This is a genomic window from Xanthomonas sp. CFBP 8151, from assembly GCF_011761885.1.
GTDB lineage: Bacteria > Pseudomonadota > Gammaproteobacteria > Xanthomonadales > Xanthomonadaceae > Xanthomonas > Xanthomonas arboricola_B.
Window position 1 is genome coordinate 871,458 of sequence record NZ_JAASQZ010000002.1, and the last position, 15,371, is coordinate 886,828.

The following is a 15,371-nucleotide window of genomic DNA, read 5'->3' on the forward strand; positions in this document are numbered from 1 at the left end:
CTCTTAGGGGGTCAACAACACTGCCACTGGCGCACGTGCAAACAGCGTGGATATCGCCACGCGGCCGCCTTGTGGCTGCAGCGTGCTGCCATCGAGCACATTACGATACGTGGCGTGCGGCAATGCCAACGACGCCTGACCCCAACTGGCCGGCGGCACCAGCAGCGGCAGGTCGCCATCGCCTGCGTTGCCGGCACCCAGCCGCGTCACTGCCACCACCAGCGACTGGCCGCGGTACTGGCGGCGGAACGCAAGTACCTGTGCATCGCCGCTGACGGCCACGGCCAACGGTTGATAATCGCCCTTCGCAAACAGCGCCGGATGTTCGGCCCGCAACTGCAACAGCAGTGCAGTCAAACGTGCCTTGACCGCGCCATCGCGCCAGCTGCGCAGCAGCGTGTTCCAGTCGCGCGCCTGTTGCAGCCATCGCTGGCGCTGCGCATAGTCGACCGGGCGGCGGTTGTCCGGATCCACCAGCGACAGATCCCAGCCTTCGGTGCCCTGGTACAGGTCGGGCACGCCCGGCACGGTCAGGCGCAACGTGGTCTGTACCAGCGCGTTGCGCGCACCGGCGGCGGCGATATGGTTGCTGGCGCGCAGCAGCGCACGCCGCAGCGGCAACCCGGCGCGGCTGCACAGCACCTGCTCCACGGTGGCCTGCACGGCCTGCTCGTAGGCCGGCGAGCCGTCGGTCCAGCTGGTGTGCAGCTTGGCTTCGCGCACTGCCTTGAGCAGCCACTGCGCAACGCGCTCGGCGTACTCGGCCAGCGGCTCGGTCTGGTCGGCACCCAGGCCGATCGGCCAGGCGGCCACCAGGGTCTGCCAGAGCATTTGCTGGTCGCCCCCGGCCAGTGCCGGCGAGTCCAGCGTCTCGGTCAAGGCATCGAACTGGCTGCTCTGCTCGATCCACCAACGCGGCTGCTCGGACAGCACCGCCAGCCGCATGCGCAGGTCTTCGCCGCGCTTGTGGTCGTGCGTGGCGGTGGCCAGCAACGCGCGCGGGAAGTGCTTGGCGCGTTCGAGATTCTGCGCGTGGAACTCGGCAGGCTCGTTGGCGAAGTGGGTCGGATGGCTACCGACCTCGTTGCGCGACAGCAGCACGCCATGCCGGTAGAACGCGGTGTCTTCCACCGACTTGGCATTGAGCGGTGCGGACAACTGCTCCACGCGACGACGCAGGATGCGGCGCAAGGCGACCTGCGCGCGGTCGGCGCCGGCATCGTCGAGCAGCCAGCGCTCGATCGCGTCGACGGCCGCAACGATGGACTCCGGCATGCCCTCGCGGGCACGCGCGGCGGTGGCGCGCAGGCGCTCGGCTTCGCTGCCGGTCACGCCCTTGGCACCGGCGTAGGTGCGGTACACCGGGAACCAGCGCAGCAACACGCACAGGCCGCGCGCCAGCATCTGCGGGCTGAACTCGCGCGTAGGCGGGTCCAGCCGCGCCAGTGCCGACAACGCACCCACGGCGCGATTGAATTCGGTCTGCAGCGGGCCGCGCAGGATCTCGTCGCGTGCGCTGCGCTCTTCCTGAGCAAAGTCGCCACTGCGCCCGCTCACCTTCTGCCAGGCACGCGCCAGTGGCTTGAAGCCGGCCGCGTCATGCAGCACGCCGCCCACCTGGTCCATGAAGTCGTAGCCGGTGGTGCCATCGCAGGGCCAGTCGGCCGGCAAGGCTTCGCCGGGCGCCAGGATCTTTTCCAGATACAGCCCCAGCGTGCCGGGCTTGAGGCCACGCGTGCGGCCGGCCGCATCCAGCCGGCTGCGCAGCTTGCGCACGTAGCCGGTGGGGTCGGTGAGCCCGTCCACGTGGTCGATGCGCAAGCCGTCCAGATGGCCTTCGGCCACCAGCCGCAGCGGCAGCGCATGCACCGCATCAAACACCGCCGGCAGCTCCACGCGCAATGCCACCAACGAGGTGATATCGAAAAAGCGACGGTAGTTGAGCATGTCGTTGCCCACGCGCCACCAGTTCAAGCGGTACGGCTGGCGTTCGATCAGCTTGTGCAGACGGCCATCGCCGCGCTTGGCGCCGTCGTTGTAGTCGCGCAGCCATTGCGCACGTGCGGCCTTTTCCGGCACCTCCAGCGTCTGCGGACGGATCGGGTAGCGCTGGTCGTAGTGCGCCAGTGCCGCGCTGCCGTCGTCTTCGACCACCAGGGTGATCAGGCCTTCGGCCAGTGCGGTGGCATACGGGCGGTCCAGCACCGCCAGCCACAACTTGCCGTCGCGGCCCGGGGCGCGCCAGTCGATGTCGAACCAGTCGGCATGCTTGGCGCTGCGGCCGTTGCGCAGCACATCCCACCACCACGCGTTGTCCGCGTGCGTGGCCATGTGGTTGGGCACGATGTCGGCGATCAGGCCCATGCCGTGTTCGCGCGCGGCCTGCGACAAGGCGATCAGCGCCTCTTCGCCGCCGAGTTCGGGATTGACCACGGCCGGGTCGATATTGTCGTAGCCGTGCGTCGAACCCGGCACCGCAGTGCCGATCGGCGACAGGTACAGATGGCTGATGCCAAGCCCGGCGTAATACGGCACCTGCGCGAGCGCATCGTACAGGGTGAAGCCGACATGCAGTTGCAGGCGGGCGGTGGCGCGAAGCTCGATCATGGATGCGGTTCCGAAACGGCCGCGACGCGACGCGCCTCGGCAAAGCCCTGCAGCGCCGTACTCAGGCGCGCATGCGGCAAGGGATCGGGCAGGCGTCGACGCCAGTTGGGATGGACCTCGACGGTGCCCGGCAGATTGGGTTGTTCTTGCAGCGCCAGCGCGTCTTCCACCGGCAGCAAGGCCAGGGGCGACACGCTGGTGGCGGTGAAGCGCAGCGCGCCCAGCAGCGGGTCGTCCGCCGCGCTGAGGCCGGCGTGTTCGACTGCCGCATCCAGGCGTGCCAGGTCCTTGCTGCGCGCGGTGGCGTCATCGCTCGCCTGCGCGGGCTGGATCAGTTCCAGCTTGCGTCGCCAGTCGATATCGCGGCCTTCGCGCCAGCCGGTCAGGGTGGGCAAATCGTGCGTGGTGGTGGTGGCCACCGCGTCCGGCCGCCACAGCGCCGGCGAGACGAAGGCGCCATCGTCGTCGCGGGTGAACATCAACACATCGATGCCCATCACCCCGCGCCGCGACAGTTCCTCGCGGATGCCCGGCGGCACCACGCCGAGGTCTTCGCCAATGACGATCGCCCGATGCCGCCACGATTCCAGCGCGAGCAGATTGAGCAGATCGTGCAGCGGATAGGCCAGATACGCGCCCTCGTTGGAGCTGGCACCTTCCGGCACCACCCACAGCCGCAACAACCCCAGGATATGGTCGATGCGAATGCCGCCGCGATCGCGCAGCACTGCGCGCAGCAGCGCGATGTATGGCGCATAGCCACTACGCCGCAACGCCGTGGGCGAATACGCACCGATGCCCCAGTGCTGGCCGTCCGCATTGAAGGCATCCGGCGGCGCGCCCAGCACCAGGCCGCGCAGCACGGTGTCGGCGGCCGCGGCGGCTTCGGCGCCATTGGGATCGAAGCCGACGGCCAGATCGGCGATCAAACCGATCTTCATGCCGCGCTCGTGCGCCTGCCGTTGCGCATCGGACCAGCTGCGCGCGGCCAGCCATTGCGTGAACACGTGCAGCTGCGGATCGCCATCGCCGAAATCCTGCGCGGCAAACCGTGCAAAACCCGCCAGCGCATCGCCGCCCTCGCTGCGGAAGGCTAGCAGATCGGGGTGATCGGCGCGCACGCGGGTATAGAGATGACGCAGCAGCTGCAACTTAGCCTGCGCCGAGGCCGGCCAGTCGATCAGGGCGCTGTGGTGCAGCGTATCGAAGCGCTCGCGCAGGCCGGGCACCTCGTTGATCGCCTCCAGCGCGAGCTCGCCCAATACGCGCACTGGCGCTGCATGCAGGGGATCGAGAAAACGCCGGTCGCTGGGCGAATACGGGCTGTAGCCGCCGGTGACCGGGCGCGCGGCATGCACCGGGCTCAGGGCCAGGGCATCGGCGCCGGCCAGTGCGGCATGCCGCACCCATTCCACCGTGCCCGATGCGTCGCCGATGCCGGCGTCGTCGATGCTGCGCGCCGAATACACCTGCAGCGCCATGCCCCAGGCACGCGGTGCCGGCAGGCCACAGGCATCGGCCACGCTGAAGCAGCGTTGCGGGGCGACCGCGACCTGCTGGGTCAGGCTGTCGATCTGCAGCGTCCAGTAGCCGAAGCGCTGCGGCGCACGCACCTGCCCCTGCGCATCGGCATGCGCCGGCTCGCTGGCGCCGCTGTCGTCCAGCCAACGGCCGCTGGCATTGGCGGCAACCGATACCGGCAGCAACCCGGCCACCTGCACGGTCAGCAGCGGCGCCGGCTCGGTGGCCTGCGCCTTGCAGCGACGCAGGCTGTCTTGGCGCTGCGCAGCGGTGCCGGCGGGCAGCTCCAGCGCGGTGAGCACCGCATGCAGCGAGTGATCGGACACCTGCCGTGGCCGGTCGCTGGCATCCACCCAGTCCACCATCACCCCGGCCGCGCCGGCCAGCGCATGCAGATCGCTTCTGCTCAGATCGCGGGTGCTCATGCGCGCGCCTCGTGCCAGGCGATGAAGCCATCGACCGGCAACTGTTGCGCGTCGGCAGCGACGTTTTCGACATGCGCCACGCGGCCGCGCAGCGGCGGCATCGGCACCGCCGAGGCACCGACGTTGAAGGCGATATGCCACAGCCCGTCGGGCAATTCCCAGCTGGCGGTCACTGCACCGTCGGCCAGCACGCTGGCACCCACCGCGCGCGCCTGTGCAAGCCCCGGTACCAGCCACTGCCGACGCACGCCCAGCAGCGCCTTGAACCAGGCTGTCCACTGCACGCCTTCGCCCTGCGCGGCGTCTTCGATCGGCGAGCGCGAGGCGGCAAAGGTGTCGTGACTGTTCGGATCGGGGATGGTGGCGCGCTGCGCTTCGTCGGCGAATGCGGCGAAATGCGCGAATTCGCGGCGCCGCCCTTCGCGTACCGCATCATCCAGCGGCGGGCCGAAATCGGTGAAGAACAGGAACGGCTGCGTGGCGCCCCACGGCTCGCCCATGAAGAACAGCGGAATCATCGGCGTCAGCGTGGTCAGTGCCAGCGCAGCACGCAGGCGCTGCGGCGATACCAGCACGCTCAGCCGCTCGCCGCGCGCACGGTTGCCGATCTGGTCGTGGTTCTGCGCAAAGACCACGAACTTGTGCGGCGGCAGCGCCCCACTGGGCTCGCCACGCACATGCCCGCGCGGGTCCGGCTCGCCCTGGTAGGCGAAGCCTTCGCCCAGCACGCGCGCCAGGTGCTGGGTGGGTTTGTCGGCGAAGGCGGCGTAATAGCCTTCTTCTTCGCCGGTCAGCAGCACATGCAGGGCGTTGTGGAAATCGTCGTCCCATTGCGCCGTGTAGCCGCGTTGCAGCTGCGAGGCCTGGTTGGCCTCGTTTTCCAGCACCAGATGCACATGGCGGCCGGCCGGCAGGCTGGCCGGCAGGCTGGCCTGCACGGTCTGCCGCAAGGTATCCAGGAAGGCATTCGGGGTGATCGCGTGCACCGCATCCAGGCGCAGGCCGTCAAAGCCGTATTCGTGCAGCCACATCAGCGCATTGTCGAGAAAGTAACGCTGCACCTGCGGCTTGCGGAAATCGATCGCCGCGCCCCACGGAGTGGGCTTGTCCTCGTTGAAGAACGCGGCGGCATAGCTGTGCAGGTAATTGCCGTCCGGGCCGAAGTGGTTATAAACCACGTCCAGCAACACCATCAGACCGTGTCCGTGCGCGGCGTCGATCAGGGCCTTCAATTGGTCGGGCGTGCCATAGGCTTCCACCGGCGCGTACGGCAGCACGCCGTCGTAGCCCCAGTTGTGCGCGCCCGGAAATGCGCTCAGCGGCATCAGCTCGATCGCGGTGATGCCCATCGCCGCCAGCTGCGACAGTTGCGCCTGCACGCCGGCGTAGCCGCCGCAGCTGCCGACGTGCAATTCGTAGATCACCGCCTCGACCCACGGCCGTCCCTGCCAGTGGGTGTTCTGCCAGGCGTAGCCATCGCTGCGCTGCACGGCGCTGGGGCCGTGCACGCCCTCGGGCTGCCAGCGCGAGGCCGGATCCGGCACCGGTTCGCCGCCATCGACGCTGTAGCGATAGCGCGCATACGCCGCGCATTCGATCACCGCGCTGAAGAAGCCATCCTGCGCGGCCTGCAACGCGACGCGCGCGCCGTCGTCGAAGACCACGTCCACGCTCCCGGCGTCCGGTGCCCAGAGCGCGAAGCGCACCTGTCCCTCACCCGCTGGCCATGCACCCCATGCCGGCGTGGTGTCGTTGCGCTCGTTCATTCTTACTTCTCCGCTTGCAGATAGATCGTGGCCAGCGGCGGCAGGGTCAGGCGCAGGCGTTGTGCGTGCCCGTGCATGCCCATCGGCTCGGTCGCCAGGCGACCGCTGTTGCCGAGGTTGCTGCCACCGTAATGGGCACTGTCGGTATTGAGGATTTCGCGCCAGCCGCCGGCACGCGGCACCCCAACGCGATAGTCGTGGTGCGGTTGCGGGGTGAGGTTGCTCACCGCCAGCAAGGGGGCGCCGCCATCGGGATCGTGGCGGATGAACGCCAGTACGCTGTTGCGCGCGTCGTCGGCCACGCTCCAGTCGAAACCGTCGGCGCGATGCGTGCCGCGATACAACGCCGGCACCCGGCGCAATGCAGCGTTGAGATCGCCGACCAGTTGCTGCACACCGCGATGCGCGGCACCGTCGAGCAGATGCCAGTCCAGCGATTGGTCGTGATTCCAGTCGTTCCACTGGCCGAATTCGGCGCCCATGAACAGCAGCTTGTCGCCCGGGTGCGCCCACATCAGCGCCAGATACGCGCGCAGGTTGGCAAAGCGCCGCCAGTCGTCGCCTGGCATCTGCCCGAGCAGGCCACCGGTGCCATGCACCACTTCGTCGTGCGAGATCGGCAACACGAAACGCTCGGAGAACGCGTACACCAGGCCGAAGGTGAGCTGGCTGTGGTGCTGCGCGCGCTCGGCCGGGTCGCGCTGCATGTAGCTCAGCGTGTCGTGCATCCAGCCCATGTTCCATTTGTGGGTGAAGCCCAGGCCGCCCGCGCTGATCGGCGCGGTCACGCCCGGCCAGGCGGTGGACTCTTCGGCGATGGTCAGCACACCGGGAAAGCGCGTGGCGATCTCGTTGTTGAGCTGGCGCAGGAAGGCGACCGCTTCCAGATTCTCGCGGCCGCCATGCGCGTTGGGCACCCACTCGCCTTCGGCACGGCCATAGTCGCGATACAGCATCGAGGCCACCGCATCCACGCGCAGACCGTCGAGGTGGTAGTGGTCGATCCACTCCAGCGCGCTGCCCAGCAGGTAGGCGGTCACTTCGGGCCGACCGTAGTTGTAGATCAGCGTGTTCCAGTCGCGATGCATGCCTTCGCGCGGGTCGGCATGCTCGTACACCGCGGCGCCGTCGAACTGCGCCAGGCCATGTGCGTCATCGGGGAAGTGCGCGCTGACCCAGTCCAGGATCACGCCGATGCCGGCGCGATGACAGGCGTCGACGAACTGCGCAAAGCCATCCGGGCTGCCGTGGCGCGCAGTCGGCGCATACAGCCCTAGCGGCTGATAGCCCCAGGAGCCGCCGAACGGATGCTCGGTGATTGGCAGCAACTCGATATGGGTAAAGCCGAGCTGCTGCACATAAGGAATCAGTTGTGCGGCCAGCCCCGGCCAGTCCAGCGGCTGATTGTGCCCATCGCGCCGCCAGGACGCGGCGTGCACTTCATAGATCGACAGCGGCGCCGGCGCGGCACTGGCATCGCGTGCGGCCATCCAGGCGGCGTCGGTCCAGGCAAACGCTGCCGCGCCCGGCACCACCGAGGCGGTGGCCGGCGGCAACTCGCTCTGGCGTGCCACCGGGTCGGCCTTGAGCAACACGCGGCCATCGGCAGCGGTAATGGCGTACTTGTAACGCGTTCCGGCTTCCACGCGCGGCAGGAACAGCTCCCAGAAGCCGCCGATGCGCGGGCGCATCGGATGCCGGCGCACGTCCCAGCCATTGAAATCGCCCACCACCGCCACACGCTGCGCGTGCGGCGCCCACACCGCAAAGCGCACCCCGGGCACATCGCCGTCGCGCAGGTGCTGGGCACCCAGGGCGCGACGCACTGCCTGGCCGTCCCCGGCAGCGATCTGCAGCAGGGCGGATTCGTCCAGCGTGGCGGCAAAGGCGTAAGGGTCTTCGATCTCCTGCACCACGTCCGGCCACACGATGCGCAGCCGATACGGGCCTTCGACCGCCAGCGTGCCCTCGAACACGCCATCGACCGGGCCGGCCTGCATGCGCGCCAGCAACTTGCCGCGCGGATCGATCAGGCCCAGGGCGTCGGCGCCGGGCGCCAGCACGCGCACCAGCCGGCGGCCGTCTGCCTGGAGATGCGAACCCAATACCGCGAATGCATCGGCAGGCAGGCCATCGGCCAGCGCCTGCACGCTCTGCACCAGATCCGACATCCCGTCCATGGTCACCGCCGTCGCTTCCGTCTCCTGCCCCTGCACGCCCAGCCGTTCGCTCATGACACCGTCGCGAACGCGGGAGCGGTCGCGGCGGTGCGTTCGTACAGCGAGAGGTATTTCTTGCCCGCCACGTCCCAGCCACTGGGACGCAGCATCGCCGCGCGGCGCATCGCCGACAGCAGGCTGGGCAGGCGGAAGGTGCGAAACGCGCGTTCCAGGCAGCGGCGCAAGGCCTCGACGCTGGCGTGCTGGAACAAAAAGCCGGTGACGCCGTCATCCACCGTGTCGATCAGACCACCGGTGGCGTGCGCGATCGGCAGGCAGCCAAAGCGCTGCGCATACATCTGGCTCAAGCCGCACGGCTCGAAGCGCGAGGGCATTAGCAGGAAGTCGGCGCCGGCAAACATGCGCCGCGCCAGGCCTTCCTCGAAACCGATGAAGGCACCGACCTGGCCCGGATAGCGCCGGGTCAGCTCGGCGACCTGTTGCTCGATCTCCGGCTCGCCGCCGCCGATCACCGCGATCTGGCCGCCGGCCGCCACGATCTGCGGAGCGACCTCGCAAATCAGGTCCAGGCCCTTCTGGTGCACCAGCCGCGATACCACCGCAAACAGCGGGCCGGTGCTCTCGCGCAACCCGAAGGCCTTGCGCACCTGCGCAGCGTTGGCCTGACGGCCCTGCCACTGATTGACGCTGAAGTGCGTGTCCAGATATTCGTCGGTACGCGGGTCCCAGCTGGCGTCGATGCCGTTGACGATGCCGGTCAGCGCGCCCTTGGCGGCGCGGCCGGCCAGCAGGCGGTCCAGGCCGCAGCCCTGCGCCGGGCCGGTGATCTGCTGGGCATAGCTGACGCTGACCGTGTTGACGTGGTCGGCATGCACGATGCCGCCGCGCAGGAACGACATCTGCCCATAGAACTCCAGCTCGGCCACATGCTCGGCCGGAATGCCCAGCGCAGCGGCCATCGAATACGGCACCAGGCCCTGGTAGGCCAGGTTATGGATGGTCAACAGGCACGGCGTGGTGCCGCCGGACCAGCGCACATAGGCAGCAGCCAGCGCGCACGGCCAGTCGTTGAGGTGCAGCAGGCGCGGCTTCCAGCCCAGCCCGGCATGGCCGGCGGCGATCTGCGCGGCAGCATGCGACAAGGTGGCAAAGCGGATCGCGTTGTCTTCGAACTCCGAGCCGCTGGTGCTCACGTACGGCGAGCCATCGCGTTCGAACAGCTCCTTGGACAGCAGGATGTAGATCGGCAGGCCGTCCGATTGCACGATGCGACCGATGTCGCAGGCCGGCAATGCGGCGTGCGCCAGTACCCGTCCGACGATCTCCACCTTGCCCGCACGCGCCAGCACCGCACGGTAGCCAGGGATCAGCACCCGGACGTCGTAGCGATGGCGCAGCGCGCGTGGCAGCGCCGCAGCCACATCGCCCAGACCGCCCGCCTTGATGAAGTCCGCCATCTCCGACACCACAAACAAGGCACCGCGGGTATCGGCCGGCGACACCGGCAGGCGCTCGTGATGGCGAATGAAGCGACCGCGTGCATCACGCGGTCGCCCGCTCTTCTTGAGAGTGGGGAGCATCGTGCTGCGCTCGAAGCGTGCAGTAGTGGCGTGAAGCGGCATCATGGCAACCATCTAAACGTCCGTCGTAAAGTGGGTGGAGACGGAAAACAGCGAAGCGACAACCATCATCTGCCGATTCAGCCAGACGACCTGCTACGAATGAGGAGCGGGGCCAACGCGCGTACTCCACGTTGTCCTTGGGACGAATCTACACCCCGGGCAAATAAAATATGCGTGAATACGTGCTGACTTTTCCGCGACACCAACATGCCCATGCGCATGGTTACGCATGCCCACTGGCATAAGCGGCGCATTGCAGTGCGATGACATCCCTGCCGTGGTGCGCGATTATTGAAACGCACCGAAAGCGGGCGACGGCGGTGGCGCCCGCCATCACCCGCCTGACTTGTTCAGGCATGCATGCAGGTCGCGCATCGCCCACTCCCTGGCATTGGGCGGGCATGCCGGACCAGCCCAGACCTGTCCAGACCGCTTAAGCGCAACGCCTGCGCGCCGATAACCAGCGGGAGCACCAAGACTTTCCGAGATCCCGGCGCATGGCAGACCAGCCTGAACTTCCAAGCCGCCCACGTGGCGGGCTGCGCCGCCTGTTGCCCTGGGGCGGCGCGGACAGCGCACGCCCGGCCGCCGCCCTGCCCAGCGTGATCGGCAGCGAGCGCAGCGGGCACGGCTTGGCCGCGCATCAGCTGGTGCCGGCCAAGAACAAATCCGGCGCGCACGACCCGGCCGCCGCCACCGCCTTGCTGATGCGCCTGTTCTCGCATGCCGCGCATCCGGAGGCCTTGCTGCTGGCCTTTGCAGAGGGCATCACCAGCCTGCACGGCGAACTCGGCGACATGGGTGTGCGCCTGAGCGCGGCCTATGCGGCCGGCGACTGGCCAGGCTACGGTCGCGCCTTGCGGCAATTGATCGACAAGTACATCCGCACCATCGATACCGGCGATTCGCTGGCCGAAGGACGCACCGAAGCCGAACAACTGCGCGACCTGCTGCGTCACGCGCTGGGCAATGCATTGGCCACGCTGCTGCAACGCAGCCCGGAATTGGCCGAAGAAGCACAGACCCTGGCCTCGGCACTGCGCCATTGGCGTCCCGGCCATGAGCTGATCACCCTGGAACAGCGCCTGCGCGAACTGAGTCATCAGATCGGCCTACGTGCCGAAGATGCCAGCGAGCAGCAGAATCTCCTGCTCGGCTTGTTCGACCTGTTGCTGGAGAACGTTGGCGAACTGCTCGACGATCGTAGCTGGCTGCAGGGGCAGATCTCGGTGGTCCGCCAGCTGATCTCCGGGCCGTTGGACGTCGGCTCGATCGAGCAGGCGCGCGGCACCTTGCGCGAGGTCATCTATAAACAGGGTCTGCTCAAGCAGGGCATTGCCGACTCCAAGACCGCGATGCGCGAGATGATGGTGTCCTTCGTCGAGCGGCTCGACGGCATGGCCACCAGTACCGGCGAATACCACGACCGCGTTGCCGGCTATTCGCAGGCGATCGGCGATGCCCGCAGCATTCCCGACCTCAACCGGCTCCTGCAGGACGTGTTGCAGGACACTGCCGGCGTGCAGGCGCAGGCGCTGGCCGCGCGCGACGAGCTGCTGGCCGCACGTCGCCAGGTCGAAGACTCCGAGCAGCGCATCGCCTTGCTCGAACAGGAGCTCAAGGACGTGGCCGGCCTGGTACGCGAAGACCAGCTGACCGGCGCGCTGAACCGGCGCGGCTTCGAAGAGCTGTTCCAGCGCGAGGCCGCACGCACCCAGCGCGGCGGGCAACCGCTGTGCGTGGCGATGCTGGATCTGGACGACTTCCGCCGTCTCAACGAGACCCACGGCCACGCCGGCGGCGACGCCGCGCTGCGCCACACCGTGGACGTGGCCAGGTCGGTGCTGCGCACCACCGATGCCATCGCCCGCTTCGGCGGCGAGGAGTTCGTGCTGCTGTTGCCGGACTCCACCATCTTCGAAGCCAGCGCGGCGGTGATCCGCCTGCAGCGCGCCCTGGCCCAACGCTCGTTGCTGCACGACGACGTGCGCGTGTTCGTCAGCTTCAGCGGCGGCGTGGCGCTGCGCCATCTCGACGAAGCCCAGGACGATGTGATCCGCCGTGCCGACCGCGCCATGTACGAGGCCAAGGCTGCCGGCAAGAATCGGGTGATCAGCGCGGATTAGCCCCGCACACCCCGGTCTGCAGCGTCGATCGGTCGGACCAGGCACCCGGCGCACAACCCAGATGCGCCGGAGGTTCTTCGATTGCCTTGCCGGGCCCCGATCACGACCAGCCGCTGCAGTGCGGCAGCCAGGTGCTCTCCCGGCCCGCCGCATTACGGCGTCAGTGCGCCGCCGGCTTCCCGCGCAGCTTCTGGAACAGCATCACCGCGCCCAGCACGATCGCACCGGCAATCACGCCGACCAGCATGTTGCCCAGTGCATCGACCAACCAGCCCAGGCTGCCGGCCGACTTGGCAAGGTCCTGCACGATGTGATGCAGCGCCGGGATGTTGTGCACCAGGATGCCGCCGCCGACCAGGAACATCGCCAGCGTGCCGGCCACCGACAGGAACTTCATCAGCCACGGGGCGGCCACCAGGATGCCGCGACCCAGCGCAGCCAACGCTGCGCCCTTCTTGGTCAGGTACAGGCCCAGGTCGTCCAGCTTGACGATGGCCGCGACCAGGCCATACACGCCGATGGTCATCGCCAGCGCGATCGCCACCAGCACCGCGACCTGCTGCCCGAACGAGACCCCGGCCACCACGCCCAGCGACAGCACGATGATCTCCGCCGACAGGATGAAATCGGTGCGGATGGCGCCCTTGACCTTGTCCTTTTCCAGCGCCACCACGTCCACATTCTGGTCGGCCAACGCGCGGGTGCGCTCGGCATGCCGCTGCGCTTCGTCTTCCTCGTCGTGCAGGAACTTGTGCGCCAGCTTCTCCACGCCCTCGAAGCACAGATAGGCACCGCCGATCATCATCAGCGGCATCACCAGCGGGATGTTGTAGCCGCGCCCGCGCAGCCAGGCCTCCAGGGCGCTGATCGCCAGCGCCGCCGGCACCAGGATCACCTTGTTCATCAGCGAGCCCTTGGCCACTGCCCACACCACCGGCAGCTCGCGGTCGGCGGTGACACCGGTGACCTGCTGCGCGTTGAGCGCCAGGTCGTCGCCAAGGACGCCGGCGGTCTTCTTGGCCGCGACCTTGGTCAGGATGGAAACGTCGTCCAGCAGCGTGGCGATGTCGTCGAGCAGGGTGAACAGGCTGGCACCGGCCATGCGGAGATCCTTCGTGGGTGGCAGTGGATTCTCGCCGATCCTGCACCCGTATGGAGTAATGGCAGACCGTTGCAGGCCATTGCCGACCGGCGAGGCGTGATGCCGACCCCCGCCGGCCGCACGCACCGGCCATGCCCGCTGACCTCGCGCCGCACACCCCTGCGCCATGGCCACATGCCTGGATTCACCGCCTGACGACCCGCCGCTGGCCACACTCGCGCTCTTGCACGACCGCCGGAGATGGCCTTGAGTCCGAACGACCCGTACCGCACACCGGCCCCGGCCGCGATCCCGGCCGACACCGGCGTGGTGGGCGGCATGAGCCGTCGCACGCAGATCCTGCGCCTGTTGCTGCGGTATCGCGGGTCGGGCGTGTTTGCCGGCATGAACCTGGATCCGGCCGCGATCAACGAATACGAAGTGCCCGCCGAAGGCACGCCCGACCAGTTCGTCTCCGACCTGGAAGCGCTCGGCCCCACCTTCGTCAAGCTCGGCCAGATGCTGTCCACGCGCCCGGACATCGTGCCGCCGGAGTTCGCCACGGCACTGGAGCGCATGCAGGAGAACACCAGTTCGGTGCCGGTGGAGCGCATCCGCCAGATCATCGAAGAAGAACTCGGGGTGTCGGTCAACAAGGCGTTTTCGTTCTTCGATCCGGTGCCGCTGGGCTGCGCCTCGCTGGCGCAGGTGCACCGCGCCGCCTTGCGCGACGGCACCCCGGTGGCGATCAAGGTGCAAAAGCCCGAAGTTGCCGCCCAGGTACGCTCGGACCTGGACGTGCTCAAGAGCTTTGCCACCGCCGCCGACCGCCTCACCGGCATCGGCCGGCGCGTGCGCTTTGCCGACTGGCTGGGCGAATTCGGCAAGACCCTGCGCGCTGAACTCAATTACGAAGACGAGGCCGAGACGCTGGTGCGCTTCGGCAAGCATCTCAAGCCGTTTGCGCTGTTGTGGATTCCGCAACCGGTGTGGGACCTGAGCAGCCGCAAGGTACTGACCATGCAGCTGGCCGAGGGCGTGCGCGTGGACAAGATCTCCGGCCTGCGCCGCACCGAACAGCCGATGGACAAGCTGGCCGCAGAACTGGTCAAGGGCTACCTGGACCAGATGTTCGTGCATGGCGAGATCCATGCCGACCCGCATCCGGGCAACCTGCGGGTGCTGCAGGACGGGCGCCTGGCGATCTTCGACCTGGGCATGGTGGCGCACGTGCCGCCGCGCCTGCGCGAGCGTCTGCTCAAGCTGCTGTTCGCCGCCGTCGATGGCCGTGGCGAGGAAGTCGCCGAAGAGACCATCGCGCTCAGCACACGCCTGGAGGATTACGACGAAGACCGCTATCAGCGCGAAACCGGGCAGATGATCGCCCGGTACGCCGCGCACGACACCACCTCCGAGGGTCGCGTGGTGCTGGATCTGGTGCGCATCGCCACCGCCAACGGCCTGCGCACGCCGCCGGAGCTGAGCCTGCTCGGCAAGACCCTGTTGAACCTGGAAGGCGTGTGCCGCACGCTGTCGCCACACCTGGACACGCGCCGCATCGTCGAGCGCCACCTGCAGCATGTGATGCGCGCGCGCCTGAAAAAGTCGCTGTCGGCCGCCAATCTGGCCAGCGAGGCGATGGAACTGCAGCATCTGGTGCGCGAAGGACCGCGCCGCATGTCCGAGATCCTGTCGCTGGCGGCGGAGAACCGCCTGCAGATGCGCGTCACCGGGCTGGAAGAATCGCATCTGATGGAAAGCCTGCAGAAGATCGCCAACCGCGTGGCGGCCGGCATCGTGACTGCGGCGCTGATCATGGCCTCGGCGCAGATGATGCGTATCGAAACCGGCTTGAAGCTGTGGGGCTATCCGGCGATCGCGATGCTGCTGTTCCTGCTCGGTGTCGTGTTGGGCCTGGGCATCGTGCTCAGCGCCCTGCTGTTCGACCGCCGTGTACGTGCGCGCGAAGAACGCGGGCATCGATAGCGCTACACACAAACCACACCTCCGCGTAGGAGCGCACCCGGGCGCGACATGGCTTCA

8 protein-coding genes are annotated in these 15,371 nt (G+C 68.1%); 2 read left to right on the forward strand and 6 right to left on the reverse strand.

Features of this window, described 5'->3' with window-relative positions:
• Positions 1-3: 3 nt before the first annotated feature.
• Genes treY through glgA form a run of 5 tightly spaced genes read right to left on the reverse strand, consistent with a single transcriptional unit; the run spans position 4 to position 10,133 of the window.
• Positions 4-2,607: a malto-oligosyltrehalose synthase gene (treY, locus tag FHT08_RS11700; RefSeq protein ID WP_166775157.1), complete on the reverse strand. Its 2,604-nt coding sequence runs from the start codon at positions 2,605-2,607 to the stop codon at positions 4-6.
• Positions 2,604-4,553 (reverse strand): 4-alpha-glucanotransferase, encoded by a 1,950-nt coding sequence (gene malQ, locus FHT08_RS11705; protein ID WP_166775158.1) that lies wholly within the window; start codon positions 4,551-4,553, stop codon positions 2,604-2,606. Before malQ ends, treY begins: the two co-directional genes overlap by 4 nt.
• Positions 4,550-6,319 (reverse strand): malto-oligosyltrehalose trehalohydrolase, encoded by a 1,770-nt coding sequence (treZ, locus tag FHT08_RS11710; protein ID WP_166775159.1) that lies wholly within the window; start codon positions 6,317-6,319, stop codon positions 4,550-4,552. The genes malQ and treZ overlap by 4 nt, the downstream gene beginning before the upstream one ends.
• A gap of 2 nt (positions 6,320-6,321) precedes the next feature.
• Entirely contained in the window at positions 6,322-8,553 is a 2,232-nt protein-coding gene (locus tag FHT08_RS11715) for a 1,4-alpha-glucan branching enzyme (RefSeq protein ID WP_166775160.1), read from the reverse strand.
• The gene (gene glgA, locus FHT08_RS11720; protein WP_104606944.1) at positions 8,550-10,133 is read right to left on the reverse strand and encodes a glycogen synthase GlgA; all 1,584 of its coding nucleotides are present in this window, start codon (positions 10,131-10,133) and stop codon (positions 8,550-8,552) included. The genes FHT08_RS11715 and glgA overlap by 4 nt, the downstream gene beginning before the upstream one ends.
• Before the next feature lie 485 nt (positions 10,134-10,618).
• On the opposite strand from glgA, the gene FHT08_RS11725 reads away from it, so the two are divergent.
• Positions 10,619-12,247 carry a GGDEF domain-containing protein gene (locus FHT08_RS11725; protein ID WP_104538747.1) on the forward strand — a complete coding sequence of 543 codons (1,629 nt, stop codon included), beginning with the start codon at positions 10,619-10,621 and terminating at the stop codon, positions 12,245-12,247.
• 160 nt (positions 12,248-12,407) lie between these two features.
• On the opposite strand, the gene FHT08_RS11730 is transcribed toward FHT08_RS11725, so the two are convergent.
• Positions 12,408-13,349, reverse strand: coding sequence for a DUF808 domain-containing protein (locus FHT08_RS11730; protein ID WP_104538748.1), 942 nt, complete (start codon positions 13,347-13,349; stop codon positions 12,408-12,410).
• Positions 13,350-13,589: 240 nt separating this feature from the next.
• Between FHT08_RS11730 and FHT08_RS11735 the strand changes: the two genes are divergently transcribed.
• Positions 13,590-15,314: an AarF/UbiB family protein gene (locus FHT08_RS11735; RefSeq protein ID WP_104538749.1), complete on the forward strand. Its 1,725-nt coding sequence runs from the start codon at positions 13,590-13,592 to the stop codon at positions 15,312-15,314.
• The last annotated feature ends 57 nt before the right edge of the window (positions 15,315-15,371 follow it).